The following is a 26,314-nucleotide window of genomic DNA, read 5'->3' as shown; positions in this document are numbered from 1 at the left end:
CCCCTATCAAAGTTTAGCCAAGTCCTGCATACGGCTTTCCACAGATTTTTTCTTTTCCTCGTAACCAGCCAGTTTCTCCTTCTCACCTGCTACGACATCGGCAGGAGCCTTGGCCAGGAAGCCTTCATTGCCCAATTTCTTGGCCAGACGGCTGATTTCCTTGTCCAGCTTCTCCAGTTCCTTCGTGAGGCGGGCGGTTTCCTTCTCCACATCGATGAGGCCCTTGAGGGGCAGGAATACTTCCACGCCGCTGACCACACCGGCCATGGCATTTTCTGGTTTTGCGGCACCAGCCGGCAGGATGGTGATGGGATCAGAAGATGCCAATTTATCCAGATAGCTCTGGTTTTCCGTGAACACAGCGCGCAGGGATTCGTCCGTGAAGCTCAGGATAAGCTCGCTCTTCTTGCTCGGAGCAGCACCAACTTCCGCGCGCATATTGCGGACAGTCTTGATGGTTTCCATGATAGCCGTCATCTGGGCTTCGATGTCCTCGCTGATGCAGCCTTCGTCACCAGCCGGCCATGCCGTTTCCATGATGCTCTTGAGGGCTTCATCATGGGGAACCTTCTGCCAGATCTCTTCCGTGAGGAAGGGCATGAAGGGATGCAGCAGGCGCAGGGTGCCTTCCAGTACATAGCTCAGTACGTAGAGAGCCGTATTACGTGCCCGTACATTTTCCTTGTCGTAGAGACGGGACTTGGTGAGCTCGATGTACCAGTCGCAGAACTCGTTCCAGATGAATTCGTAAATCATGCGGCCGGCTTCGCCCAGCTCGAACTTGTCGAGGTTCTCCGTCACGTCGCGCACGGTGCGGGCATAGCGGGAAAGAATCCAGCGGTCAGCCAGGGTATAATCAGCCTCTTCCGGCTTGAAGCTCTTATCAAAACCTTCGAGGTTCATGAGCATGTAGCGGGAAGCGTTCCAGATTTTGTTGGCAAAGTTACGGGCAGATTCCACGCGTTCCCAATAGAAGCGCATGTCGTTGCCCGGAGTGTTGCCCGTAATCAGCATGAAGCGCAGGGTGTCGGCGCCGTACTTTTCGATGACTTCCACCGGATCGATGCCGTTGCCCAGGGACTTACTCATCTTGCGGCCCTGGCTGTCGCGGACGAGACCGTGGATGAATACATGCTGGAAGGGAATGTCCTTGCCGAATTCCAGCCCCATCATGACCATGCGGGCTACCCAGAAGAAGATGATGTCGTAGCCCGTTACCAGAGTTGCCGTGGGATAGAAGTGCTTGAGCTCTTCCGTCTCTTCCGGCCAGCCCATGGTTTCAAAGGGCCAGAGGCCGGAGCTGAACCAGGTATCCAGCACGTCTTCGTCCTGATGGATATGCTTGCTATGGCAATGCGGGCATTCCGTCAGATCCGTGCGGGACACGCTGGTCTTGCCGCAGTCATCGCAGTACCAGGCCGGAATGCGGTGGCCCCACCAGAGCTGGCGGGAAATGCACCAGTCGCGGATGTTTTCGAGCCACTGCAGGTAAATCTTGCTGAAGCGTTCCGGCACGAACTTGATGCGGCCATCCTGCACAGCTTCCATAGCCGGCTTAGCCAAAGACTCCATCTTGACGAACCACTGCTTGGAAACCAACGGCTCAATCGTGCTGTGGCAGCGGGAGCAATGGCCCACAGCATGTTCGTGGTCTTCCACGGAAACCAGCACGCCGAGTTCTTCGAGTTCCTTGACGAGGGCCTTGCGGCATTCATAGCGGTCCATGCCTTCATACTTGCCGGCACCTTCCAGCATATGGCCGTCGTTGCCGATGACCTTGACCTGTTCCAGATTGTGGCGAAGCCCCATCTCAAAGTCATTGGGATCATGAGCCGGGGTGACCTTAACGGCACCAGTACCAAATTCCTTGTCTACATATTCATCGGCAAACAGCGGGATGCGGCGGTTCACAATGGGCAGGATCAAGGTCTTACCCACGATATCCTTATAGCGTTCATCCTCGGGATGCACAGCCACGCCCGTATCGCCGAACATGGTTTCCGGACGGGTGGTGGCGATTTCCACATACTGATCCGTACCTTCTACCTGATAGCGCAGATGCCAGAGATGGCCGGCTTCATTTTCATGCTCCACTTCGATATCAGAAATGGCCGTGTTGCAGTTGGGGCACCAGTTGGTGATGCGGGTACCCTGATAGATCAAACCTTTTTCATAGAGGCTCACGAACACTTCGCGGACAGCGGCAGAGCAGCCTTCGTCCATGGTGAAGCGCTGACGGTCCCAGTCACAGGAGGAACCCAAAGAGCGCAGCTGGGACATGATGCGGTTGCCGTACTGTTCCTTCCAGTCCCAGACACGTTCCAGGAACTTTTCGCGCCCCAGTTCGTAACGGTTGGTTCCCTCTTCCCGCAGAGCGCCCTCAACCTTTGCCTGGGTGGCGATGCCGGCATGGTCACAGCCCGGAATCCAGACGGCGTTGTATCCCTGCATGCGGCGGAAACGGATCAGAATATCCTGCAGGGTATTGTCCAGGGCATGCCCCATATGCAGCTGGCCCGTGACGTTTGGCGGCGGGATCACCATGCTGTACGGCTTCTTGCTTTTGTCCACTTCTGCGTGGAAAAGTTTGTTATCCTCCCAGAACTTATACCATTTCTTCTCAAACGACTGCGGGTCATAAACCTTCGGAATATTGTTTTCCTGTTCCATTACTTCGCTCATCTAAATCCTCCTTACGGAACTCTCGAAAAGAAATTAAACGTCTTGCTTGTCTGAATCTCCCCTGTCTGCGTTATCGTCGTTCAACGTAGCCTTGCTACGCCTCACTCCTCTGCCTTGACATTGAAGATTCATCCTACGCAATCCATTTTAATTTCTTTTCTTCGTTCCTTACAAAAAAAAGCGCCTTCGCCCCAAAGGACGAAAGCGCATACTTCCGTGGTACCACCAATGTTCCTGACCTGTCAATCTGACCGGTCAGCTCAAAGCCTTAACGCGGCGAACGTCCAAACCTACTGCCTTCAGCCCGGAAGCTCAAAAGCGACCTTCACGCCCGCTGCATGAAAACTTACACCAACCGTTTTCTCTCTATGCCGCAGCTAAGACCTTACTCCTCTTTCTCATTGCCTTGCTATTCATTTGATACGGCGTTAATTTTACCACAAAATCAAGCACATGGCAATGGAAACACTGGTAAATATCAAAGGAAATCAATCAGCCCAGGATAACCAGGGATTCATGAGCCTTAACGCTCTGGCCAGCAGCCACGTTGAAGGACTTGACTACACCGTCAGCATCTGCTGCGATTTCGTTCTGCATCTTCATGGCTTCGAGGATCAGCAGCGTTTCGCCAGCCTTGACAGCCTGGCCTTCGCTGGCTACGAGCTTCACGATCTTGCCCGGCATCGGAGCATCGATGGAATGCTCACCAGCGCCAGCGGCTACAGCAGCCTTCTTCGGAGCAGCCGGGGCAGCAGGAGCTGCGGGAGCCGGTGCTGCTTTCGGTGCAGCAGGAGCAGCCTTCGGAGCTGCAACAGCAGATTTCACTTCTTCGACTTCGACTTCATAAGCCGTACCATTAACCGTGATATTGAACTTTTTCATTCGTTATTCCCCCATAGTAGATTTGTCGCGATAACAAGCATCAGAACGGACGAGCCAGACCACCGCGGGCGGACAGCGCCCAAACATCACTGCGTTTGATGCGTACAGCGATGACCTTGTTACCCATCATCATCTGGACAGCAGCGGTAATAGCTGCCACCACTTCTGGCGAAGCGCCATTTGCTTCAGTTTTCATGGTAAAAGACCTCCGAAAAAATACAGCTTAGAGCGGAATGCACCCATGTTTCTTAGCCGGGCCAACTTCGCGCTTGCTGGCAAGAGCATTCAGGGCCGTAATGATGCAAGGACGGGTTTCCTTCGGCTCGATGACCATATCCACATAACCGCGTTCAGCAGCTACGTACGGCGTAGCGAAGTTATCCACATATTCTGCCGTCTTGGCATCCTTGTCCGGATCCTTGCGGAAGATGATGTTGGCTGCACCAGCCGGGCCCATAACGGCGATTTCGGATGTCGGCCAAGCCATAACCTGGTCAGCGCCGAGCTCACGGCAGCACATAGCGATATAGGAACCGCCATAAGCCTTACGAGTAATAACCGTAACCTTGGGAACCGTTGCCTCACTATATGCATACAGCATCTTCGCACCATGGCGGATAATGCCGTTGTATTCCTGATCGACACCCGGCAGGAAGCCCGGTACGTCAACGAGGTTGACCAAAGGAATGTTGAAGGCATCGCAGAAGCGGATGAAACGTGCGGATTTATCCGATGCATCCACATCGAGGCAGCCAGCCATCACGCTGGGCTGGTTGGCAATGATACCAACGCTGCGGCCATCGAAACGGGCAAAGCAGCAGATGATGTTCGTAGCAAAGTGCTCATGCACTTCATAGAATTCACCGTTATCAACGATAGAACGAATGACGTCCTTCATATCGTACGGCGCATTCGGGTTGTCCGGGATAACCGTGTTCAAGCTTTCATCCTGACGGTCCGGATCATCGCCAGTTTCCATAACCGGTGCATCCTCCATGTTATTGGAGGGCAGGAAGGACAGCAGGTAACGGATCTGCTGGATGCAGTCGTCTTCGTCCTCAGCAGCGAAATGTGCCACACCACTGCGGGTGTTATGCGTCATAGCGCCGCCGAGAGCTTCGGCCGTCACTTCTTCAGCCGTAACGGATTTGATAACCGCCGGGCCGGTGATAAACATCTGGCTGGTGTTCTTGACCATGTAAATGAAGTCCGTAATTGCCGGGCTATATACAGCACCGCCTGCACATGGGCCCATGATAACGGAAATCTGCGGGATCACGCCGGAAGCCGCCGTGTTGCGGAAGAAGATACCGCCATAACCAGACAGGGCATCTACCGCTTCCTGGATGCGGGCACCGCCGGAATCGTTGATGCCGATGCAAGGAGCACCCATCTTCATGGCCAGATCCATTACCTTCCAAATCTTATGGGCATGCTTTTCGCCCAGGGAACCACCCTCAACCGTGAAATCCTGAGCATAAGCATAAACCAGACGGCCGTCAACCGTGCCGTAACCGGTTACTACGCCTTCGCCCGGGAGTTCCTTCTTTTCCTGGCCGAAGTTAGTGCAACGATGTTTCATGAACATATCCAGTTCCACAAAGGTGCCCTCATCGAAGAGCTTGGCGATACGCTCACGCGCCGTCTGCTTACCTTTGGCATGCTGCTTCTCAATGCGGGCCGCACCGCCGCCCTGCATGATATGTTCTTTCTTAGCATGCATTAAATCGATTTTCTCTTGAACAGTAGCCATTGTATACCTCCTATGACGGTTTTTTTCACTACCGTGTCACAAAGTATATTATAGTCTATGTGGTTTATAAAAGCTAGCTATTTTTACTTAAATATTTTTTATTTAGCAGTTTTTACTATTATTTTCCCCGCTATCAGCCAGCGATTTTCAGCAAAAGGAACAATACCAGACCGATGCTGGCACCAACGATGGAACCATTCATGCGAATCCAGAGCAGATCCGGTTCCACCTTGTCATAGACCAACCGATTTAGCTGCTCATCCGTCAGGCCGGAAAGCACATTCTCCACGATCACGCCAATCAGGTGCTGGGCATGAAGCGCCGAACGGGCAATGACGTCAAAAAGAAAGGAGCTCACGGTTCTGCGCAGTTCTTCATCCTCTTCCATAAGCTGCAAGGTCTTTTGATATTCCGCATGGATGATCTCTTCCAGGCGGGAACGCAAAGCCGGCATATGTTCAGCCAGAGGATCCACGTCCATGGCCTTATCCTGCAAAAAGTGCTCCCGCAGATTGGCAAATATCTGTTCCAAGGCCGGCTCCAAGGGCAGATCCCTGAGCAGGCTGTCCTTCAGTTCATGTACCAGCTGGTGGAATTCCGGCTCATCATTGAGCTCAGCGGATTTTTCATAAAAAAGCGCCAGCAAAGATTGCTGCAAGGGCGAATTCTCTGTCTCCAATTCCTCCAGCATGGCCAGGATCTGCTTCTGCATGAGTTCAGCCGCTTCCCCATAGTTTACGAGATCCACCGCCTGTAGAGCGAAGGAAGCCAGCTTGGCCCATGGATTATCATTGGTCTTTTCGGCCTCATAATCCTCCAGCAGCTTCTGCAGATTCTGCCGGGTGTCCTCTGTGGACACCTGCTTATGCCAATACTGCGCCAGCCGCTTGACAAAAGCCTTATCCTTGCCAGTCTGCTGCAACCAGCTGCCCCAGAGGGCAAAAAAGTCCTCCGGCTCGATGGCCTGCAACGCTTCCCTGCCCTTGGCGGCCAGCACAGCCGAATGCTTGCTGGCTTCCTGACTGAGCAGGAAATCCCGCAGGTAATTCACAAGCTGCATGACCAGCCGGTTTTCCGTAGCCGGTTCCCGCAGCCAGCCCATCAGCATGGGCAGGATATGCAATCGTTCCAGATGCCGGAAAATCTTGCGCTTAGAGAAGAATTCCTTCTGCACCAAGGTCACCGAGGCCTGGATGAATGCATCCCGGCGCCGTGGCAGGATAGCCGTATGATAGGGAAACCCCAACGGCTTGCGGAACAGGGCCGTCACGGCGAACCAATCCGCAATACCCCCGACCAGCGCCGCTTCGCTGGCAAAGAGAAAGGCCTCTGCCAGCACACTGTCCCGATATTGCAGATGCAGCACCAGAGCTGTCAAAAAGCAACAAAGCACCAGCAGCAAAGTCTTATCCGCCTTGTTCATGCCTTTATCCATCAGCCCCACATCCTTTCTGCCAAGGCGATGAGGATATACAAGCCCATACCTGCCAAAGCACCTACAATAGAACCGTTGATGCGGATCATCTGCAAATCGTCCTGCACCTTGTCTTCCACGAATTCCACCAATTCATCATCGGAAAACTCATAAAGGCGCTCCCGGATGATTCCCGGTATCAGCCCATGATGCTTGACCAGTTCTGCCCGCAGGAAATCCTTGACCATCTGATCAAACTTCGCCTGCCAGGCCGCCGACTTGATGTATTCATCGATGCGTGCATCGGTGTAAGCCCTGACCTGTTCCAGCCAGAAGGGATCATCTCCCTTGAGATTGGCTTCTATCCAACCAGCCAGATAATCAGTCAGATCGATATGTTCCAGCAGCTGTTCCTTCCGATCAAGCAGGATATCCTTGAGCCGCTCATCCTGGCTCAGGCTGATCAGCATAGCCATCAGACCAGATTTGAGCATATCATGATCCTCGCCGCTGCGCCATAACGCAATTTTGGCCTTCATGCGGTCTACCAGCAACGCCAGGATCTTTTCATCACTAAGCCCCAGGGAGGCAATGATCAAGGCCCGTCCCGCCGAATCCTTCTCATAGTTTTCCCGCAGCACCCGGATATGAGCCAGAATGGCATCCTGCAGGGCAGGAGACATGATGATCTGCTCCCCCACCAACAGCATGCTGCTCAGCAATCTGTCACAGTGCTTATTCATGGCCAGCAGGCGCAGGACTTCCGGCAGGATATCTTCCAGCGGGAAGCTGCTGATTCCCTTTTTGATGGCTGGCGCCAGCTCCCGGGCAATACGCTGGGAATCCAATCCATTCACAGCTTTCAGCAGCACGGTATTCACCACTTCATGCACCTTTTCCCGGCCTCCCCGGTGGATGAAATATTCCGCCAGCAAGGTACCGGTATTCTGTTTTTCCAGCACATTCATGATGTTGTCCGTGCTCAGGAGGTCTTCGCTGGCAAAAGTCACCAGCGCATCCATGATGCGGGCACGATTGCGCCGCAGGATATCCGTACGGTAAGAGATTCCCAGCGGCTTATGAAAAATGGCGGTCACGGCAAACCAATCTGCCAGACCGCCAATCGTCGCCGCCAAAAAACCATGATGTACCATGGCCGCAGGGAACGTCCCTGTCAGGCCCAAGGTCCCCAGAAATCCCGCCGCACTGATGCCTAAGGCCAGATTGGCTTTATTCTTTTTCTGCAAGTGTCACACCTCAGATCCATCAGGTTCTCAATAGCTCAGAAACTCTTGGTAAGTTCCGTCAAATAATCCTTAAAAGCACCGCCCAGATCTTCACGGCGCAGGGCAAATTCCACCGTAGCCTTCAGGAAGCCCAGCTTATCGCCTACATCATAGCGCTTGCCCTCAAAGTCATAAGCATAGACCGCATCCTGACGGGCCAGCACCTTCAAGGCATCCGTCAGCTGGATTTCCCCACCCTTGCCCGGCTTCGTTTCGGCCAGGATATCAAAGATCTGGGGCTTGATGATATAGCGCCCCAATACGGCCATACGGCTGGGTGCCTCTTCCCGGGCCGGTTTTTCCACCATGTCGGATACCCGCATCAGGCGGCTGTTATCCGTCTGAGTGCCGGCTACGATACCATAGGCAGACACCTTTTCCTCCGGCACATTCTGGCAGCCCAGCACCGAACCACCCGTGGCCTCGTAAATATCGATCAGCTGTGCCAGCGCCGGCTTCTGCGGGTTATAGACCACATCATCACCCAAGAGCACCGCGAACGGCTCGTTCTCCATAAAGGAGCGGGCGCAGAGGATTGCATCGCCCAGGCCGCGCATATAGCGCTGGCGGATGTAATGGACGTTGATATCCGCTGTTTCCAGTACCATCTGCAGAAGATCATCCTTGCCCTTCTTCTTCAGTTCCATCTCCAGCGCCGGCGCACTGTCGAAATGGTCTTCGATGGCGCGCTTGCCATGACCACTGATGATCAGGATATCCTCGATCCCGCTGGCCTTGGCCTCTTCCACGATGTACTGAATGGTCGGCTTATCCACGATTGGCAGCATTTCCTTCGGTGTCGCCTTGGTGGCAGGCAGGAATCTCGTACCAAAACCTGCTGCCGGAATTACTGCTTTTCTGATTTTCTGCATAAAAAAATCCCCTAACTATAATTATTTTCCCAATGTTATAATGTTATATTATACACAAAAATATAAAATTTCGCTACTATCCGCTTCCCGGTTCCATCACATAAAAAGGAACGTGCCATCAGCACGTTCCCCTAATGACCTGCCCATTACCGGAATACAGTCCATAGAACCAGCAAAACTGCCAGCAAAAGTTTTGCGCTTACCGCTGCCATGGTGATGTAATTCCAAACGGACTGCACATCGTCAAAGTTTTCCATCAAGATAGCCGGCACGTCGGCACCCTCTGCTTTCAATTCCCGATAGCGATAGATATTCCGGCCCACATCAATGAGCAGCGTCACAATGGCCAGACCGAATATGCCCCACTGCCAGGGACGCAGCTGCACATACTGATAGGTCAGGAAAAAGCCCACGCAGTCAAAAACCAAAAGCAGGGCGCCTATCACGAGCATCATGCGGGTGATGGCTTCCCCGGAGAAAAATTTTCCCAAGGATTCAATTTCCTCCCGCTGCTCCTGCTGCTTTTCATCACCAGCATCTGCCCCTAGGCGCTCCATGATGATCTTCATGGAGGAACAGTTGCTCAGCAGCCAGAAAAAAGCATAACATTGAATCATTAACATCTTTACTCCTCATATTCCAGAGCGTTCTCTTCACAATAGTCCCGGGCCACGTTAACAAAATATTCCTGCTGGAATTTCTCCCAGGCTGCCTTCAATAGCAGCCGTTTGATCTGTTGCCGGAATTTCAGCTGGGCGCCATTCTGCTGCAGAGCTTCCAACAAGCGCATCTTGACCTCTTCCCGCTGCGCATCGGCAAAACTCTCCATCAGATTATGCTCTTCGCTGTCCACCACATTGGGTAGCGGAATATAATGTTCCCAGTCATCCTCAATGTCAAAGACATGATTGAGAACCTCTTCCTCCCCCAGATCATCCTGCACGATGATGACCTTGCCGCTGCCAATATCGATATAGCCCTGATGCATATCCGACTGGGACAAAGCCCGGGCCAGTTCCTGTAAATTCACTTTCATAGATTAAATCTTACCTCCGCTTACAGTGTATCTATATTGTCTAACATTTATACAAAAAAAGCAAGGGGGATATCCCCTTGCTTTTTATTCCCTGCCCACATCGATGGTAGTAATATCATTTCCCAAACTGTCTTTCAAGTTTATGGGGCTCAAGGTCAGTTTCTTATCCTTTATCTGCAGGGCATCCGTAGCTACTGAAAAACCAGCAAACTCGATGGCTACATCATAGAACTGCAAGTCGCGATAGGCCTGATTGAATTTTCCCGTAATGCGTTTGAAGGGCATGATCCGATAACGTCCCTCACCTGAAACAAAGCTGCCATAAGCCGTAGTCTCCCGGCTCGTGCCCTTGGACGCCAGATTGAGGTCCACATCCACATTGCAGTACAGGTGGCTTTTCGGCAAAGCCTGTGCCGCCTGCAAATTTCTGCCCACACCATGGATCTGATAATAGCGGGTATCCAGATCATATGTGCCTTCAGCCTGCAGCCGCCCGCCGTAAACACTGGCTGTCACATCCTGGAAGTCCAGCTTTGCACCATCGTAGTGGATTTTTCCCTCCACATCCTGGAAATACAGGCCGGGAATATGCAGCTCGCCCATCTGCAGCCGGCCTTCGCCGCTGATATCATTCAAAGGCCCGGTCAGATGGCTGTCCATGGTCATCTTGTCATAGATGTTGATGCCCAGATCCAACGATGACGGATCCACATCCACAAAACTCAGCTGCAGATCCCCCACGGGCACCTCATCGCTGGCAAAATCGACCTTGCCTTTGAGATTCACGCTGCTGCCAATCATGGTGCCGCCAAAGCTGCCCGTCCGGGCATCAATCGTCATCGCCTTGTCCGTATTGATGTCAGATGCCAGATTCACCCGGGACAGCAGATAATGACGGCCTTTATGAAAGACTTCCATGCGGCAGTTCTCGAACTTCAGTTCCATGCGGATCTTCCTGCCAGCCCGGTCAAAGTTCTTCTACTGCTTAGCCATCTTCTCGGCCCGCTTTTTCCTGCGGAATTCACCGATTCTCCTGCGCTCTTCCTCACTTTTGCCCACTAGGCTGACTTTCTTCTGCCAGTCCTCTTCCTCCTCCTTGACCTGCTTCATATCCCGGGAGCCACGCACGAAGTCCACGGTCATATCGTCAGCCAGATGCACGGATACTTCCGCATCTTTCAATGTCAGTTCCTGAATGGTCGTGGATTTGAGATGTCCTGTCACCACGTCCCAAGGGCGCGCATGGAAATGCCCTTCGGGTACCCGCAAGATCAGTCTCCCCTCCGGATCACGCCATTCCAGATTGGTGAAATTCACATCACCGGTGACATGGGCCACAATCTTTTCGGCAGTGATGGTTCCCTTGAGCATATCCTGCTCCGTCATCGCCTGATTGAAAATGGCCGCAGCGCCACGGCTGAAAACTTCGAGAACGAGGAAGATGGCGAGGAAAATTGCCGCTATGGATATAAGCAGGGCCCTTTGCCAGTGAGTACGAAGCCATTTCATAATGATCTCCCCTTACACCTCATCCGCCCCTTACGGGGCACCTTCCCCTCTAGGGGAAGGCTTTTATTCTTCGGTCTGATAGTTTATCAGCAGTTTGTCGGCCTTGGCCTTGGCCTTGGGCCATTCGCTGTTGATTCTCTCACCCATCAGCTTCTTGCCGATTACATCGGGATGCAGGCCGTCGAGGGCATATTTCGTGGGCAGCAGGCCGTCCGGGCAGTCAAAGGCCGCAGCGGTATCGATATAGACCTGGCTGCGGATATAGGTATTGACCACGGCAAAGCGTTCCTGATAATCCGGCGCTGTCGGCTCCTTGAAGATATGCTGGATATTGTCGGGATTCACCGGTGGTAAGGTCAGGAATATCGGGGCAATATTATTCTCCAAGCATTTGCGCTGAATGGTCTTGAGGCAGTCAATGACCACCTGGGGATCCTCCCCGGCCCGCAGGCTGTTGCTGCCCGTCATGATCAGCAGATAATGTGGATGGAACGGTACTACATCCTTATCAAAGCGATCCCTCGTCATCTGTGCGGTATCGCCGCTCTGTGACAAGTTCACTGCGGGGAAATCCAGATATCTTAAATAGCTGAACTCAAAATCTGCCGGACCGAAGGAAAAACGGCCGCCGCCATGGCTGATGCTGTCACCGAGTACGCCCACTTCCCAATTATCCTTTGGCGATACCTTGTAATACTGCACCTTCGACCACTTACCTAAGATATTGCCGTCATTATCGAAGGACAATACCCGCCAATAAAAGCCATTTACCAGCGGACGCGGCGCGGGATCATAGATCTCCGACATATCCGCAAATAAAGCAGCAAAGGGCTGGGCATTGGTATTGATCTCGGGATTTTCATGATAGAGTGCCACTTCATATCGCTTGGCATTATATTGCTGCACCCAATGATAGACCGGATACAAAAGTGCCGTGCCCCGCTCGCCGGAATAATCCGTGACGATTTCCGGCGCATCCATGGGGGGGATATCCGGGCTGGTCCAAAGTTCCGCCAGCTTGCTGAAGGGCGTCATAGGATTGCCGTCAAAGTCCATAGAGCGCACCCGCCAATAAAGTGGCCGCTTTCCCAGATAATCCTTGGCAAATTCACGCAGGGGCGGATTGTAACGGTTCTGATACACCCGCCGCGTGCGGTAGATAGCCGCAGAGGATTCACTGTCCGCATCCAAAAAGAACGGCGCAGAAGCAAAGAATTCCACCTCATAGAAAACAGCATCCGTATCCTTTTCCCATTCCAGGATTGGCGAAAAAGACACCGGCGTATGCTCCGTGGTGGCCAATAATTTATTGTCCGCTCCCACCATATGTGACTTCTGTGCCTGATAAAAAAGGATGCCGCCCATGGCACCGCCAATGACGCAAAGAGTCAGGGCCACAATCAATATATAAGTTCGTTTCCGACGCAACCAGGTCATAACAACATTAAATCTCCTTAAAGCGATAATCCCGGAAAATCCGGATCTGCTGATTCCGCACCCAGGTACCGATTTCCGGGCCTTTCAGCGTATTCGGTGCCTGATGACCATCCACCTGCAGCAGCCTGGCAATAATGGCTGGCGCCTCCTCCAGATAAGGCGGCAGGCTGTGATGGTCGGCCCGGATTATTGCTTGAAATCCTTCCACCGGCAGTGGCACCGCCGCCGCCTTGAGCAATAGTTCCACAATCTTACCGGGCTTATTCAGACGTGCTGCCCGCATATGCTGCGCAATGACAAATTTTCCCGCCTGCACCCAGCGCTTCGGCAAGGTCATGCGACGGTTCCAGCTATGCAGCACCTCCACGCCCTTTTCCTCATGGCCATAGTGATGCGGCAGCATTTCCGCAGGCGTGAGCCCCTTGCCAAGATCATGGACAAGGCCACAGAACCGGGCCATAAGGTCATCGGTTTCTGCTGCCACCTTGTCCACCACCAGCATGGTATGTTCGAAGGCATCCCCTTCTGGATGGAAGGCCTCAGGCTGCGTCTTGCCGATCAGTGCCGCAAGTTCCGGGAACGTCACCTGCAATAGGCCAGTCTCCTGCAGGGCGCGGAAAAAAAGCGATGGCTTTTCGGTCATCAGCGCCCGCTTGAGCTCCTGCAGCAAGCGCTCCGTGGGTTCCTTGGCCAGTTCCTCCCGGCATGAAGCCATAGCTGCTTTGGCTTCAGCCGACAGGACAAAACCAAATTCCGCCGCCTGCCGCGCCGCCCTGAGGGCCCGCACGGGATCTTCGGCAAAGTGATGGGATACAGGCCGGATGATTCCCTGCTCCATATCCTGACGGCCACCGTAGAAGTCAAAGATCTCCCCGCCTGGCAGTTCCATGGCCAGGCTGTTGATGGTGGTATCCCGGCGGTATAGATCCTCTTCGAGGGTTACATCCTTGCCATATTCCACGGCAAAGCCACGGTAGCCTTCTCCCTGCTTCTCCTCCTTGCGGGCAAAGGCCACTTCCGCATGCTGGCCGTCAATCTCCACCAGATACACGGGAAAAGCCTTGCCCACCCGCGGTGCATGGGGAAAAGCTCGCTGGAATGTTTCCTCGTCGATGCCTGCCACCATATAATCCTTGTCATGCGCCGGTACCTGACGCAAAAAATCCCGCACCCAGCCGCCCACGATAAACACGCGGGCGCCTGCGGCGCGGACTGTAGTCACAAATTCTATTTCTTTCATAAGCTTATTTATCGTTCATGATATGTGCCCCACGGGTATCGAGATCCATGATCAGGATATCCGCATTGACACCATGCTGAGCAAAAGTCTCCTTCATGGCCTGCCCCACCGCTTCTTCCACATGACGGCGCTGGAGACAATAGGCTATGAGACACGGACCGGCACCACTGAGGCTGGCGCCTAAGGCACCGGCTTTCTTCGCTGCCCCAAACACATCATACATGCCTGGGATCAGGGAGGCACGGTACGGCTGATGCAGAGCATCGTCAAACACATTGCGCAGGAATTTCTCATTGCCCTTGCAAAGTGCCGCCGTCATCATCGCGGCCCGGCTGATATTATTGATGGCATCCTGCATGGATACTTCCTTGGGCAGGACTTCCCTGGCCTTTTTCGTGGACAAGGGGAAATCCGGCACAGCCACCACGAGCTTCAGGCGCATCTTGGGAATCAGCGTAAAGCATTCCACATCCCCGCGGGTCGTCGCGCTGATGGTAAAGCCACCATAGATAGCCGGCGCCACATTGTCGGGATGCCCCTCAATGGCCGTGGCGAACTGCAGGAGCTCCTTGCGGGTGAAGCGGTTGTTCAAGAGCGCATTGGCCCCCTTGAGCCCGGCCACGATTGCCGTGGCACTGCTGCCTAACCCACGGGACAGGGGCACATTGTTTTCCATATGGATGACAGCCCCTTTATAGGTATCCTCCATATGGGCCTTTTTCAGGACATATTGGATGGACTGCCAGACGATATTGCGCTCATCACAGGGAATATTTTCGGCGCCGGCACCGCTGATGGTAATCTTGCACCCCGGCTCTTCCGTCAATTTCAACTGCAAGTCATTGTAGACCGTGCAGGCCAGGCCGATGGAATCAAAGCCTGGACCGCAGTTGGCACTTGTTCCCGGGACTCTCACCCAGATACTGCGACTATCCAATGGCTTACCCCCGTTCCTGTTCGACACGAATGACACTGCGGATCTCGTCCACTACCGGCAGAGCCTTCAAGGCGGACAAAGCTGCTTCAATCTGCGCATGCTCCACCCGATGGGAAATGGCGACGATTTCTGCATGATCCACGATATTGCGGTGCGTCTGGATAACGGATTCCAGGCTGACGCCGGCATTGCCGAAAGCCGTAGCCACATAGCCCAATACACCGGGCTTATCGTCAACCAGCAGGCGCACATAATAGGAAGACTTCGTCTTCTCGATGGGGCAGATGGGCTTATCCTCATAGCAGGTGCAGCGTACCCGGCCGAAGTTATCGTGCAGGATATCCCGGGACACATCGATGATGTCCGCCACCACAGCCGAAGCCGTCGGCAGGGAACCGGCGCCCTGACCATAGAACATGGCATCGCCGATGGCATTGCCCCGCACAAAGATGGCATTGAACACGCCATTGACCGAGGCCAGCGGATGATCCTTGGGCAGGAACACCGGGTGCACCCGGACATCCACGCCAAATTCTGCCGTATCCTTGCCCACAGCCAGCAACTTGATCACATAACCCAGATTTTTCGCATATTCGATATCATCCGGAGTGATTTTCGTGATGCCTTCCACCGATACGTCTTTGAGCTCCACCCGGGTATTGAAGGCCAGCGAAGCCAGGATTGCCGCCTTGCGGGCCGCATCGAGACCATCCACATCGGCCGAAGGATTGGCTTCCGCATAGCCTTTCTCCTGGGCTTCCTTGAGCACGCTGTCATAGTCGCTGCCACATTCCGTCATCTTGGTCAGCATATAGTTGGTGGTGCCATTGACAATGCCCATGATTTCCGTCACCTTATTGGCGGTCAGGCACTGTTTGAGCGGCGTGATGATGGGAATGCCGCCGCCGACGCTGGCCTCAAAGAGGAAGTCCACATTCTTCTCCTCAGCTTTGGCAAACATTTCCTTGCCGAACTGGGCCACCACATCCTTGTTCGCCGTCACGACGCTCTTGCCCGCATCCATGGCGCGCAGCATGTATTCCTTGGCCGGTTTGAGCCCGCCCATGAGTTCTACGACAATCTGGATTTCTTCATCCTGCAGGATATCCTCAATCTTGTCCGTAACCTTGATGCCTTCTAAAAAAGGGCGCACCTTACTGCAGTCCCGCACTAAGACCTGCTTAACCTCTAGTCTTGCTCCCACGCGCTCGGTAATTTGGATATGATTCATCTCCAATACCTTTATTACCCCGGAACCAACGGTTCCGGCACCCAGCACGCCAATCTTAATCACTTTCTGCATACGGTACACCCCTTTACTATTCAATTATGCCTGACCGAGAACTTCCAAACGCTTGACGCCATCTACCATGCGCAGCTTATCCAGAAGAGCTTCCAGATCTACGCTGAGGTTCATGGTTTCGATGGACACCGTGGCATTGGCCACCCCCTGCAGGGGAATGCCCTGATTGATGGTCATGACGCTGCCGGAATCCTGGGAAATGGTATTCAGCACACTGGAAAGAACGCCCTTCTTATGCTCAAGAAGGAACGTCAGCGTGACAATCTTGTTCTGGCTGGCTTCATAGAAGGGGAAAACATAATCCTTGTACTTGTAATAGGCACTGCGAGACAGTTCCATTTTCTCCACTGCTTCATTGATGGTACGAGCATCGCCACGTTTAAGCATCTCTTTTACTTTGATGGTTTTCTTGATTGCCTCCGGAAGGATCTCTTCACGGACGAGGAAAAAACCGCTTTTCTGTTCGTTCATGTATTACGCCTCCAATGGATAATTTTCTACTGACAAAAGATAGTATAACACAGTTTGTATACATTGTCACTGTATTTTTTACTTTTGTCCACTCGTCAGCGTTTTGCCGCTTGAATTTTACTCTCTGTGCCATTCATAAGACGGCCAATATTGCTATGGTGACGGACAATGATAAACACCGCCGCCAACACACCGAACAGGATGAATTCCAAAGTATAGCCCTGCAGCCAGGCCAGTACCGGTACACAGGCTGCGGCCACAATGGAGCCTAAGGATACATAACCGGTCACCTTGACAATGGCCAGCCAGATCAAGAACACGATCAGTGCCGGCAGAGGCATCAGCATCACCATGACGCCGAGCCCCGTGGCTACGCCCTTGCCCCCTTTGAACTTCAGGAACAGGGAGCAGGAATGCCCCACAATGGCCAGGATGCCGCAGACAATCATAAAGAGCGGCGTTCCCACGAGCAAAGAGCCCAGATAAACACTCAAAGCGCCTTTGGCAAAGTCCAGCAGGAAGATGCAGGTGCCGGCGGTCTTGCCCAGCGTGCGCCAGGCATTGGTGGCACCGATATTATGACTGCCATGCTCCCGCAGGTCCATATGCCAGACAGCCTTACCGAGCCAGAGGCCATTGGGAATGGAACCGAGGATATAGGAAAGGATACCTGCAATCAGCATGTTCTCCATCAATAATCCTCCTCCTCATCCCGGGCACGGACAATCAGACGGATAGGCGTACCTTCAAAACCGTACATTTCCCGCAGGCGGTTTTCAATGAACCGCAGGTAGGAGAAGTGCATGAGTTCCGGATCGTTGACGAAGATGATGAACTTGGGCGGCTTGATGTCGGCCTGGGTCATGAAGAGGATCTTCAGGCGGCGGCCGCGATGCATGGGCGGCGGATTGATGGACACGGCATCCCGGATCAGTTCGTTGAGGACGCTGGTCTTGATGCGCATAGACTGCTGTTCGGCTACGTACTTCACGAGTTCCGTCACGCGACCCACACGCTGACCGGTCAGAGCCGACGCATAGAGCACCGGAGCATACTGCAGGAAGCCGATTTCCTCGCGCAGTTCTTCGGTAAAGCGCAAGGTTGACTTGTCATCCTTGTCCGGGAAAATATCCCATTTGTTGACCACGATGACCACGCCCTTACCGGATTCATGGGCATAACCGGCGATCTTCTTGTCCTGCTCAGTAATGCCTTCAAAGGCATTGATGACCATCAGCACCACATCGGCACGGTCAATAGCACGCAAAGAACGCATAACGCTGTAGCGCTCCACGGGCTCGTCAATCTTGCCGCGGCGGCGCATACCGGCGGTATCAATCAGCATGAACTTCATATCGTCCTTGACGAAATGGGTATCGATGGCATCACGGGTGGTGCCAGCCACATCGCTGACGATAACCCGCTCTTCACCCAAGAGCTGATTGACCAGCGAGGACTTGCCCACATTCGGACGGCCGATTACAGCGATGCTGATTTCATCCTCGTCCTTTTCCTCGGGAACTTCCTCGGGGAAAGCCGCCACGATGGCATCCAGCAGGTCGCCTAAGTTCATGACGTTCGTCGCAGAAAGGGGAATCGGATCGCCCAGCCCCAGGTTATAGAACTCATAGATGTTCATTTCCAGCTGAGGACTATCAATCTTATTGACGCCCAAGATAACGGGCTTTTTGGTATTGCGCAGGATTTTGGCGACTTCCTCATCCGAGGTGGTCAGGCCAGCACGTCCGTCCACCAAAAAGAGGATAACGTCCGCCTCTTCCATGGCGATTTCCGCCTGGCTGCGCATGGATTTCAGGATATGGTTGCTTTCATCGAATTCGATACCACCGGTATCGATCATGGTGAACTCATGGTTCAGCCATTCGGCATCCAGATAGATTCGGTCCCGGGTTACGCCCGGCATATCGTCAACGATGGAAACGCGTTTCTTGCCAATCTGATTGAACAGGGTGGACTTGCCCACATTCGGGCGGCCAACGATGGCAACGATAGGTTTGCTCATTGTTTACCTTCTTTCTATTCATTATCTACAGGCTTCGTATAGCCTGCATTGCTCTGCCAAGTATAGGCAGTTTCACTGCTGCGGTTCTTATGGTAATTTGACCAGTCCGTGAGTGCCCGGAAGAAATCCGCCCCCCCCTGCACAGGTTCCACGCGGATATCTGGGAAATGGGCAGCAAATTCCTGCAAGGTCATATCGTCAAGGAAGATATCTTCCCCAGCTCTAAGGGCCGGTTCCGGGATGATCAAAGCCTGCCGCTTATCCCCATCCGGCATTTCCTGCAATGTTTCGAGGATGTCCTTCGCCGTCAGCAGGCCGGAAACATTGACGGTAGAACCAAAATGCTTATTTTCCACCGGCACGATACGCACCTGCAGATTTTTGACTTTCAGGGAATTGGCCAGCTGCTCCAGCATCGGAGCAACAGACGTCCCCGTGACCACATCGATGATAAAGGGCTCATCATAGCCGGCTGACTGGTCAAATTCCTGACTTTTCAATTCCCAGTCATTGATAAAGCTGCGGGTCAGGCCAATGCCATTATCGAGCTGAGGGAAACCGTCATAGAAATCCGTGGGGGGCACTTCCCGGCCAGCCAGGAAGTAGAACTCATCCCCCAGATAGAGAAAAGTGCGTCCCTCTTCCTGCTGGAACTTCTTCTGCCACGTCTCCACCATATCGATAACCTTAGCCGCCCCTTCGCGATCAAATTGCTTGAGGGGGAAGGGATCGGTGCGGTATTTGGTGATGCCCACCGGCACAATGGCCATGGACAGAGCATGGGGGCGGCGGGCAGCGATTTCCCGGATGGAACGTTCCAATTCCTCCCCATCATTAAGGCCCGCACAAAGCACAATCTGGGTATGGTAATCCGCACCGGCATTTTCCAGATTATCCAGCTGCTGAGCAATCCGGGCTGCTCCCTTGCAGCGCAGCATTTCTGCCCGCAGTTCGGGATTCATGCACTGCACGGATACATAGAGGGGTGACAGATGGAATTGCTCAATGCGCCTGAAATCCGCCGGCCCCATATTGGTCATGGTCACGAAGTTGCCATAGAGAAAGGACAGGCGGTAATCATCATCCTTGATGGACAGGCTGCCCCGCATATTGGGGGCAATCATATTGACGAAGCAGAAATAGCAGTTATTGGCACAATTACGGATACCGTCAAATACAGCGGACTCAAATTCTACGCCCAGTTCTTCATCAAAATCCTTGTCAAAGGAAATGATTTCCCGCTCGCCATCCGCATGCTCTATCGTCAGGTCAATCTCTTCATCGGCCATGGCAAAGCTCACATCGATGATATCCCGCAGGGGCTGGTCATTGATGGCGATGATCTTATCGCCGGGCACAAGGTCCAGTTCTTCCGCCAGACTCCCCTCATTTACTCTGGAGATAATCCCAGCATATTCCTTACTCATATCTATATCTCTTTCATTCAGTCCTATATCATCCATCACTAAAACAAAGGAGTGATGGAAAACATCACTCCCCTGTAGGTATTCTGTTATCTAATAAGGCGAATTAGTTAGCCTTCGTGATGGACAGCGAAATGCGTTTACGCTTCGTGTCGATGCGCAGAACCTTAACTTTGACTTCATCGCCAACATGAACAGCTTCATCAGCACGTTCGATGCGCTTTTCAGCCAGCTCGCCCATCGGAATCAGGCCATCGAAGCCCGGTTCGATTTCCATGAATGCACCGAAGTCCGTCAGTTTGATGATTTTGCCTTCGATGATGTCGCCTTCAGCGTACTTTTCAGCATTGTCAAGCCAGGGATCACGCATGGTGTCTTTTACGGACAGGGAAATGCGCTTAGCTTCCTGATCGATGCTCTTCACGTATACATCCAGTTCCTGGCCAACTTCCAGAACATCAGACGGATGCTTCACGCGGTTCCAAGCCAGGTCGGAAATATGAGCCAGACCATCTACGCCGCCGATATCGATGAATGCACCGTAGTCCACGATACGCTTAACGGTACCACGAACGATCGTATCCGGCTGCAGCGTGGAGAATACTTCGTCTTCTTTCTCAGCGCGAACAGCTTCGAGGAGCTTGCGACGGGAAAGAACGAGGCGCTGCTTATGTACATCGATTTCGATGATTTCACACTCAACCGTCTGACCAGCATAAACGGACAGATCCTTTACGAAATGCAGTTCCATCTGGGAAGCCGGGATGAAGCCGCGGAGACCGTTAACAGAAGCCACGAGACCGCCCTTGACTACCTGATTGATGGTAGCCTGAACCGTTTCGCCGCGTTCCATGATGGCTTCCATATCCTTCCAGGCAACCATGCGGTCAGCTTTGACCTTGGAAAGGATACCGCCGTTGTCGCCGCCCAGAGAAACGATGTAAACATCGATCTTGTCGCCAACTTTTACTACATCCTCAGCGGATTCCGGAGCCGGGTAAGCGAGCTCGCGCTTCGGAATAGCAATTTCCTGCTTGTATCCGATATCAACATAAGCCTCATCGCGGGAAACCTGGATAACCTCGCCCGTAACAACGGTACGTTCCTGGATATCCGGCATTGCGTTTTCGGCCTCTGCTAAGAGTTCTTCCATATTCATCTGTTCTGACACTTTTTATATACCTCCTTGATAATCCAGTCAGGCGTGGATGCGCCCGCTGTAATACCAATTTTTTCAATTTTATCAAACCACTCGTCCTGCAATTCTGCTGCAGTTTCGATATGGTAAGTTAAGCATTTTTCGGCACAAATCTGAGCCAACCGTGTGGTATTAGCACTGTTCTTGCCGCCAACCACCAGCATCATATCAACTTTGGCTGCCAAATCCAGCGCTGCCTTTTGGCGCTGGTCTGTCGCTGTGCAAATGGTCCGCTGTATGTGGATGTCCCGGGATTTTTCCAACAAACGCGTCACGATACTCTTGAATTTATCCCCGGAAAAGGTTGTCTGACAAACAACCCCCAGCTTCGCACAAGAATCCAAGGCATCTGCTTCTTCTTCTGTCTCGATTATTGTCGCCTTGCCATAGGACCATTCGAAGATGCTGCGCACTTCAGGGTGACGCTTCTCCCCGACAATGACCACGGTGTAACCCGCATCAGCCAATTGCTTAGCCGACAACTGCGCTTTTTTTACATGGGGACACGTTGCATCCACTAAATCAAGACCGCGAAGCTCCGCTTTCTCATAAATATCCGGTCCCACACCATGAGAGCGGATGATCACGGTCCCTTTCTCCATCTCTTCCAATCGATCGACGGTACCCACGCCTTCGGCTTTGAGACGATCGACCACCTGAGGATTATGAATGATAGGTCCCAGTGTAGAAGCGGTGCCATCTGGGGAAGCATTCTCTTGTGCAATGTTTACGGCCCTTTTCACGCCATAACAAAAGCCAAGATAATCTGCTAAAATGACTTCCATACATCAACCACCATTATTGTAAATTATGCCTAAACGGTATACTTTTAGCCCGTTTTCACAATCTAACATACATAATAGCATAGCACGGTAGGTTTTGGCAAGGAATTTTTTGACAAATTTCCCGTTTGTCCTTGTATTTTTTTACAAATTGATGAAGTTCTCCAACATGGTCTTGCCCGCAGGCGTCATGATGGATTCCGGATGAAACTGCACCCCATAGATAGGATAATCCCGATGCTGTACCGCCATGACTTCGCCATCAGCAGTCTTTGCTGTAACCTTCAGACATGCTGGCAAATTATCGGCTTCCGCTGCCAGAGAATGATAACGGGCCACCAGCATATCCTGCGGACAGCCGGCAAACAATGGACAATCTTCGGTAAATCGGACGGCCGATTGTTTGCCATGCATCAATTGCTTGGCATAAGTCACTACGCCACCGAAAGCCGCGCAGATGGCCTGATGTCCCAGACATACCCCGAGCGTAGGGATTGTTTTCCCCAGCGTGGCAGCAATCTCCATGATATTGCCTGCGTCCTCCGGCCGTCCCGGCCCCGGCGACAGGATAATCCTGTCCGGCTGCAGGGCCTCAATTTCAGCCACAGTCATCTCATCGTTGCGGATCACTTTGATATCCGGGTTGATGCTGCCAATCAGCTGATATAGATTGTAAGAAAAGCTATCGTAATTATCTACCAGCAAAATCATAAGTCGTCATCCTCCGCATATTCCAGTGAACGCACCACAGCTTTGGCCTTGTTGATACATTCCTGATATTCCTTCTCCGGATTGGAATCGGCCACAATCCCGGCCCCGCTGCGCACAAAGACCTGACCGTTCTTCTTGTAGGCAATGCGGATAGCGATGCAGGTATCCATATTGCCGGTAAAATCGATGTAACCGATGGCCCCGCCGTAAATCCCCCGCTTATTGCCCTCCAACTCACCAATGAGTTGGCAGGCACGGATCTTCGGTGCACCAGAGAGCGTCCCCGCCGGCAGCACTGCCGCAATCGCATCCAGCGCGTCCTTATCTGCACGGATCTTGCCCCGCACCGTGGAGCCGATATGCATCACATGGGAATACCGTTCAATGGAATGCAGCTTTTCCACCTGTACAGAGCCGAACTCACTGATCTTGCCCAGGTCGTTGCGCCCTAAATCCACGAGCATATTGTGTTCAGCCAATTCTTTTTCGTCCGCCAGCAATTCCTCTTCCAGGGCTTTGTCCTCAGCCGGATTCTTGCCACGCGGACGCGTTCCTGCCAGCGGGAAGGTATGCAGGATACCATCTTCCAGCTTCACCAGCGTTTCCGGCGAAGCTCCGGCCACCTCCACATCGAGGCCGGAGAAATAGAACATATACGGTGAAGGATTGATGGTTCGGAGCACCCGATACGTATTCAGCAGGCTGCCTTGGAAGGGTGCTGCTAGGCGATTGGAAAGAACGATCTGGAAAATATCGCCCTCATGGATATGATGCTTGGCCTTCTCCACCATGGAGCAGAATTCCTGCTGTGAGAACAGCGGCTGCACTTCCCCCAACAGTTTGCCGCTGACAATCTCGCCTTTCGTCCCATTGCGCAGGAGCTTCACCATGCGGCACAGTTCCATCACCGCCTGCTGATAACCTGCCTCGCCATCTTTCAGGAACATATTGACCATCAGCACGATTTTCTGCCGCACATTATCGAAGGCAATGACCTTGTCAAAGAGCATCAGATCCACGTCCCGGAAGTTTTCCGTATCCTCTACGTCCACTTTAGCCTTAGGTTCGCTGTAACCGATGAAATCGAAAGCAAAATACCCCACCAGGCCGCCGGTAAAGGGTGGCAGTTCCGCCAACCGGGGGCTGCGGAAGCCTGCCATGATCCTGCGGATCTCTACTGCGGGATCTGCTCCCGCCACCAGCTTGCCGTCAGCCTTGAACTCCCCATTGAGGCAGGTCACTTCCATGCGCGGCTCAAAGCCCAAAAATGTATAACGTCCCCACTTGTCACTGGCCTGAGCCGATTCCAGCAGATAACAATGTTCGCTGGTATTTTTTAAGATTCGCAGTGCCTCCATGGGCGTGATGAAATCCGCCAAGATCTCACAGCTCACCGGTGCAATGTCAAACTGACCAGTCAATTTCAACTTTTCTATATCACTGAACGCGGGAAAAAACTTCACAGTAAAGCCTCCTTCGATAACATTCACATATTCAGAGATTATCATTTAAGCAGCTTTATGTCAAGAAAATCGCACCATATTGTAACATTTTGTCTATCTATAAACACAAAAGGCTATGAAAAAGCAAACTTTTTCATAGCCAATCTATTATTTACGATGATTTTTCAGGAAATTCTCGATGCGGTTAAGGGCTTCAGAAATCTTGTCAATAGCCGTAGCATAGGAGCAGCGTACATGGCCTTCGCCGCACTGGCCGAAGGCACTGCCGGGCACCAGAGCCACATGTTCCGCCGTCAGCAGCTTTTCGGCAAACTCGTCGGAGGTATAGCCCGTAGACTTGATGGACGGGAAGATGTAGAAGGCGCCTTTCGGCTCGAAGCATTCCAAGCCCATCTTGGTCAGGCCGTCATAGATCAAACGGCGGCGGCGATCGTATTCTGCCACCATCTTCTTCATGTACTTCTCACCATGACGCAGGGCCTCAACAGCAGCTACCTGAGCCGTAATGGGCGCACAGAGCATGGTGTACTGATGGATCTTGGTCATGGCGGCGATGACTTCCGGATTGCCCAGGGCATAGCCGATGCGCCAGCCCGTCATGGCATAGGCCTTGGAGAAACCGTTGAGCAGGATGGTCCTGTCCTTCATGCGGGGCAGGGAGGAGAAGCAGACATGTTCCTCACCACCGTAGGTCAGATCCCCGTAGATTTCATCGGAGATGACAATCAGATCATGCTTCTCAGCGAAATCCGCCACGGCTTCCAAATCCTTGCGGGTCATGATGGCACCGGTCGGATTGTTGGGATAGCCAATCAGGAGCACCTTGGTCTTGTCGGTAACATGCTGTTCCAGCTCCTCCGGCGTAATGCGGAATTCGTTTTCAATCTTGGCCGGCACAGCCACGGGCACGCCGCCCGCCAGGATCGTGCAGGCCTGATAGGACACATAGCAGGGCTCGGGAATCAGCACTTCATCCCCCGGGGCCAGAATGGCGCGCATGGCGATATCCAGAGCCTCACTGACGCCCACCGTCACCAATACATCCGTATTGGCATCGTATTCGGTATTATAGCGACGCTGGTAGAGATTGACGATTTCCTGCCGCAACTCCGGCATACCCCGGTTGGCGGTATAGGATGTATAACCCTGTTCCAGACCATAGACGCAGCTTTCCCGGATGGACCAGGGCGTCACAAAATCCGGCTCGCCTACGCCCAGGGAAATCACGTCATCCATCTGGGCCGCAATATCGAAAAACTTGCGGATGCCGGACGGAGCAATGGCATTTACAGCCGGGGACAGGCGCTGTTCCCAATTCATTTTATCAGCCATCAGGGGGACACCACCAATCTGCGGTCACGTTCCTCATCATTGATGATGACGCCGTCCTTTTTGTAGGGTTTCAGCATGAAGTGGCTGCGGGTAGCCGTCACGCCCTCGATGGTAGCCAGGCGGGTTGCCACGAAGTTGGCCACGTCATTCAGGGATTTGCCCTCGATGATGACCAGCAGGTCGAAGCTACCGCTCATGAGATATACCGTGCGCACTTCGTCAAAACGGTAGATGCGCTCGGCAATGGCATCGAAGCCCACTTCCCGCTGGGGCGTCAGATTGATCTCAATGATGGCCGTAACCGTGTCGTCACCGAATTTTTCCCAGTTGATCAAGGTATTGTAGGAAAGGATGATCTTGTTCTTCTCCAAATCCTTGATGTTCTTTTCCACTTCATATTCACTGCGCTTGAGCATGGAGGCCAGCTCGCCCACCGGACGACGGGCATCATGCTCCAAGAGTTCCAACAATTCACGCATACGAAATCCCCTTTCTTTCCCATTGAAATGACACACACAAGAAATCCTCGTCCTGCACGGGACGAGGACTGCTTAACATC

The 26,314-nt window shown here is 52.9% G+C and carries 25 protein-coding genes and 1 other annotated feature; all 25 genes read right to left on the bottom strand.

What is annotated here, in order from left to right; genetic code table 11:
- Positions 1–6: 6 nt before the first annotated feature.
- A complete protein-coding gene (locus tag SELR_RS05330; protein WP_041914586.1) occupies positions 7–2,670 on the bottom strand; it encodes a valine--tRNA ligase in 2,664 nt (887 codons plus the stop codon).
- A gap of 203 nt (positions 2,671–2,873) precedes the next feature.
- Positions 2,874–3,093, bottom strand: a binding site (T-box leader).
- 81 nt (positions 3,094–3,174) lie between these two features.
- Positions 3,175–3,564, bottom strand: coding sequence for a biotin/lipoyl-containing protein (locus SELR_RS05325; protein WP_014424180.1), 390 nt, complete (start codon positions 3,562–3,564; stop codon positions 3,175–3,177).
- 40 nt (positions 3,565–3,604) lie between these two features.
- Positions 3,605–3,760, bottom strand: coding sequence for a hypothetical protein (locus tag SELR_RS05320; protein WP_014424179.1), 156 nt, complete (start codon positions 3,758–3,760; stop codon positions 3,605–3,607).
- A gap of 27 nt (positions 3,761–3,787) precedes the next feature.
- On the bottom strand, positions 3,788–5,317 hold the full coding sequence (gene mmdA / locus SELR_RS05315; RefSeq protein ID WP_014424178.1) for a methylmalonyl-CoA decarboxylase subunit alpha: 1,530 nt from the start codon (positions 5,315–5,317) through the stop codon (positions 3,788–3,790).
- A gap of 133 nt (positions 5,318–5,450) precedes the next feature.
- Complete coding sequence (locus SELR_RS05310) at positions 5,451–6,752, bottom strand: DUF445 domain-containing protein (RefSeq protein ID WP_014424177.1); 1,302 nt, start codon at positions 6,750–6,752, stop codon at positions 5,451–5,453.
- Positions 6,752–7,978, bottom strand: a complete 1,227-nt coding sequence (locus SELR_RS05305; protein ID WP_014424176.1) for a DUF445 domain-containing protein — start codon at positions 7,976–7,978, stop codon at positions 6,752–6,754. Before SELR_RS05305 ends, SELR_RS05310 begins: the two co-directional genes overlap by 1 nt.
- Before the next feature lie 35 nt (positions 7,979–8,013).
- Positions 8,014–8,889 (bottom strand): UTP--glucose-1-phosphate uridylyltransferase GalU, encoded by an 876-nt coding sequence (gene galU, locus SELR_RS05300; RefSeq protein ID WP_014424175.1) that lies wholly within the window; start codon positions 8,887–8,889, stop codon positions 8,014–8,016.
- A gap of 146 nt (positions 8,890–9,035) precedes the next feature.
- Positions 9,036–9,512, bottom strand: a complete 477-nt coding sequence (locus SELR_RS05295; RefSeq protein WP_014424174.1) for a hypothetical protein — start codon at positions 9,510–9,512, stop codon at positions 9,036–9,038.
- 2 nt (positions 9,513–9,514) lie between these two features.
- Positions 9,515–9,925 (bottom strand): UPF0158 family protein, encoded by a 411-nt coding sequence (locus SELR_RS05290; RefSeq protein ID WP_014424173.1) that lies wholly within the window; start codon positions 9,923–9,925, stop codon positions 9,515–9,517.
- An 84-nt stretch (positions 9,926–10,009) separates the two neighbouring features.
- Positions 10,010–10,870, bottom strand: a complete 861-nt coding sequence (locus SELR_RS18265) for an AsmA family protein (RefSeq protein ID WP_014424172.1) — start codon at positions 10,868–10,870, stop codon at positions 10,010–10,012.
- 33 nt (positions 10,871–10,903) lie between these two features.
- A complete protein-coding gene (locus SELR_RS18260) occupies positions 10,904–11,434 on the bottom strand; it encodes a hypothetical protein (protein WP_014424171.1) in 531 nt (176 codons plus the stop codon).
- Between the two features lie 63 nt (positions 11,435–11,497).
- On the bottom strand, positions 11,498–12,871 hold the full coding sequence (locus tag SELR_RS05280) for an SGNH/GDSL hydrolase family protein (protein ID WP_014424170.1): 1,374 nt from the start codon (positions 12,869–12,871) through the stop codon (positions 11,498–11,500).
- 7 nt (positions 12,872–12,878) lie between these two features.
- Complete coding sequence (locus tag SELR_RS05275; RefSeq protein ID WP_041914276.1) at positions 12,879–14,111, bottom strand: tRNA nucleotidyltransferase/poly(A) polymerase-related protein; 1,233 nt, start codon at positions 14,109–14,111, stop codon at positions 12,879–12,881.
- Positions 14,112–14,115: 4 nt separating this feature from the next.
- On the bottom strand, positions 14,116–15,048 hold the full coding sequence (gene thrB / locus SELR_RS05270) for a homoserine kinase (protein WP_014424168.1): 933 nt from the start codon (positions 15,046–15,048) through the stop codon (positions 14,116–14,118).
- A gap of 4 nt (positions 15,049–15,052) precedes the next feature.
- Complete coding sequence (locus SELR_RS05265) at positions 15,053–16,351, bottom strand: homoserine dehydrogenase (protein ID WP_014424167.1); 1,299 nt, start codon at positions 16,349–16,351, stop codon at positions 15,053–15,055.
- 24 nt (positions 16,352–16,375) lie between these two features.
- Positions 16,376–16,822 carry an ACT domain-containing protein gene (locus SELR_RS05260; protein ID WP_014424166.1) on the bottom strand — a complete coding sequence of 149 codons (447 nt, stop codon included), beginning with the start codon at positions 16,820–16,822 and terminating at the stop codon, positions 16,376–16,378.
- 95 nt (positions 16,823–16,917) lie between these two features.
- Complete coding sequence (gene plsY / locus SELR_RS05255; protein WP_014424165.1) at positions 16,918–17,514, bottom strand: glycerol-3-phosphate 1-O-acyltransferase PlsY; 597 nt, start codon at positions 17,512–17,514, stop codon at positions 16,918–16,920.
- Positions 17,514–18,845, bottom strand: a complete 1,332-nt coding sequence (gene der / locus SELR_RS05250) for a ribosome biogenesis GTPase Der (RefSeq protein ID WP_014424164.1) — start codon at positions 18,843–18,845, stop codon at positions 17,514–17,516. Before der ends, plsY begins: the two co-directional genes overlap by 1 nt.
- Before the next feature lie 14 nt (positions 18,846–18,859).
- On the bottom strand, positions 18,860–20,272 hold the full coding sequence (locus SELR_RS05245) for a DUF512 domain-containing protein (RefSeq protein ID WP_014424163.1): 1,413 nt from the start codon (positions 20,270–20,272) through the stop codon (positions 18,860–18,862).
- A gap of 103 nt (positions 20,273–20,375) precedes the next feature.
- Positions 20,376–21,422, bottom strand: a complete 1,047-nt coding sequence (gene rpsA, locus SELR_RS05240) for a 30S ribosomal protein S1 (RefSeq protein WP_080585497.1) — start codon at positions 21,420–21,422, stop codon at positions 20,376–20,378.
- Positions 21,423–21,424: 2 nt separating this feature from the next.
- On the bottom strand, positions 21,425–22,252 hold the full coding sequence (ispH, locus tag SELR_RS05235) for a 4-hydroxy-3-methylbut-2-enyl diphosphate reductase (RefSeq protein ID WP_014424161.1): 828 nt from the start codon (positions 22,250–22,252) through the stop codon (positions 21,425–21,427).
- 141 nt (positions 22,253–22,393) lie between these two features.
- A complete protein-coding gene (locus tag SELR_RS05230; protein WP_014424160.1) occupies positions 22,394–22,960 on the bottom strand; it encodes an anthranilate synthase component II in 567 nt (188 codons plus the stop codon).
- Complete coding sequence (locus SELR_RS05225) at positions 22,957–24,423, bottom strand: anthranilate synthase component I family protein (protein ID WP_014424159.1); 1,467 nt, start codon at positions 24,421–24,423, stop codon at positions 22,957–22,959. Before SELR_RS05225 ends, SELR_RS05230 begins: the two co-directional genes overlap by 4 nt.
- Positions 24,424–24,570: 147 nt before the next feature.
- Positions 24,571–25,743 (bottom strand): aminotransferase class I/II-fold pyridoxal phosphate-dependent enzyme, encoded by a 1,173-nt coding sequence (locus tag SELR_RS05220; RefSeq protein ID WP_041914583.1) that lies wholly within the window; start codon positions 25,741–25,743, stop codon positions 24,571–24,573.
- A gap of 11 nt (positions 25,744–25,754) precedes the next feature.
- Entirely contained in the window at positions 25,755–26,234 is a 480-nt protein-coding gene (locus SELR_RS05215) for an Lrp/AsnC family transcriptional regulator (protein ID WP_014424157.1), read from the bottom strand.
- Positions 26,235–26,314: the final 80 nt, after the last annotated feature.

It is taken from the genome of Selenomonas ruminantium subsp. lactilytica TAM6421 (assembly GCF_000284095.1).
Classification (GTDB): Bacteria; Bacillota; Negativicutes; order Selenomonadales; family Selenomonadaceae; genus Selenomonas_A; species Selenomonas_A lactilytica.
Note: the sequence above shows the minus strand (reverse complement) of the source record. Positions and strands in the feature narration are given on the sequence as shown.